We start from the raw sequence: 1,747 nt of genomic DNA, 5'->3' as shown, positions 1-1,747 counted from the left end.
CGTGAGAAATCCGGTGGGCGTCAGGGCTGGGTAAAATCAGCCGTGAAAGATGACGCCCCCCCAGTCGCCCTGCACAGCGCGTTTGCTCATGCACACCGAACAAACAGACGCGCTCAGACACGCTGCATCACATTCATGACAGTGCCCCAGTGAACCCTTTCAGCACTTTCATTCATTCAGGAGCCCCACGTTCATGTCCTCTGTCTTGACCCAACCCCTCGCCTTCCATCCGCCCCGCCCCGCCGTCCAGCCACGGGAACACGGCCGCTGGAGCGTTGACGAGATCGAAGCGCTGTTCAACCTGCCGTTCCCGGAACTGATGCACCGCGCGCAAACGGTGCACCGCGAGAACTTCGACCCCACGCGGGTTGAATTCGCCACGCTGCTGTCGGTGAAAACCGGCGGCTGCGCCGAAGACTGCGGCTACTGCCCGCAGGCCGCCCGCTATGACACCGGCGTGGAAGCCAGCAAGCTGATGGAACCGGCCGAAGTGCTGGCCGCCGCCCAGCGTGCACAGGCCGCCGGCGCCACGCGTTTCTGCATGGGCGCAGCCTGGCGTTCGCCCAAGGACCGCGACATTGAAAAAGTGGCCGAGCTGGTGCGCACCGTCAAGGCCCTGGGCCTGGAGACCTGCGCCACCTTGGGCATGCTGGAAGACGGCCACGCGCAGACGCTGCAAAGCGCGGGCCTCGACTACTACAACCACAACCTTGACAGCGCCCCTGATTTTTACGGCGACATCATCACCACGCGCGACTACCAGGACCGGCTGGACACGCTGGCGCGCGTGCGCAGCGCCGGCGTGAAAGTCTGCTGCGGCGGCATTGTGGGCATGGGCGAAACCCGCCGCCAGCGCGCCGGCCTGGTGGCCGAACTGGCCAACCTCACGCCCTACCCCGAATCGGTCCCCATCAACAACCTGGTGAAGGTTGAAGGCACGCCGCTGGCGAACCAGGCGGACCTGGATCCGTTTGAATTTGTGCGCACCATTGCGGTGGCCCGCATCACCATGCCCACGGCGCGCGTGCGCCTGTCGGCCGGCCGCCAGCAAATGGGGGACGGCGTGCAGGCCCTGTGTTTCCTCGCGGGTGCCAACTCGATTTTTTACGGCGACAAACTGCTCACCACCGGCAACCCCGACACCGAGGCCGACGTGACCCTGCTGCAGCGCTTGGGCATGAGCCGTTCGGCGCCGGATGTTCGCTGAGCGGGCTGGTCAGGCCCCTCTAAAACGGTGGTGAAAAAGCCCGGGCAAGCTGGTTAGACTCTCGCTAACTTTGGACTGAACCATGACCCCAGCGAAGAACGTTTCTGCCTCGCCCCCGGCCACCCCTTATGGCACGCTGCCGCCCGCCGCCACGCCCTCGGCGCGCAAGCCGCTGAGCCTGCCGCGCCTGCGCGAGATGCATGCGCAAGGCGAAAAAATCACCATGCTGACCGCCTACGACGCAACCTTCGCGGCCGTGGCCGACGCAGCCGGCGTGGAATGCATCCTGGTCGGCGACTCGCTCGGCATGGTCTGCCAGGGCCTGACCAGCACCGTCGGCGTGACGCTGGAAACCATGCGCCACCACACCGAGTGCGTGGCCAACGGCCTGCGCCGCTCGCACGCCACGGCCTGGCTGATCGGCGACCTGCCCTTTGGCACCTACCACGAGTCGAAAGAGCAGGCCCTGCGCAGCGCCGTGGTGCTGATGCAGGCCGGCGCCCACATGGTCAAGCTCGAAGGCGGCGGCTGGACCACCGA

Annotated in this window: 2 protein-coding genes; both read left to right on the top strand. The window is 66.1% G+C overall.

The window, feature by feature from the left end; translation table 11 throughout:
• Positions 1-193: 193 nt before the first annotated feature.
• Positions 194-1,207 (top strand): biotin synthase BioB, encoded by a 1,014-nt coding sequence (gene bioB / locus IV091_RS15750; RefSeq protein ID WP_011481855.1) that lies wholly within the window; start codon positions 194-196, stop codon positions 1,205-1,207.
• Between the two features lie 82 nt (positions 1,208-1,289).
• Positions 1,290-1,747: 3-methyl-2-oxobutanoate hydroxymethyltransferase (locus IV091_RS15745; RefSeq protein ID WP_293470200.1), on the top strand; the 458-nt coding region annotated here is incomplete at its 3' end.

The sequence above is a fragment of the Polaromonas sp. genome, assembly GCF_018780625.1.
Classification (GTDB): Bacteria; Pseudomonadota; Gammaproteobacteria; order Burkholderiales; family Burkholderiaceae_C; genus Polaromonas.
Note: the sequence above shows the minus strand (reverse complement) of the source record. Positions and strands in the feature narration are given on the sequence as shown.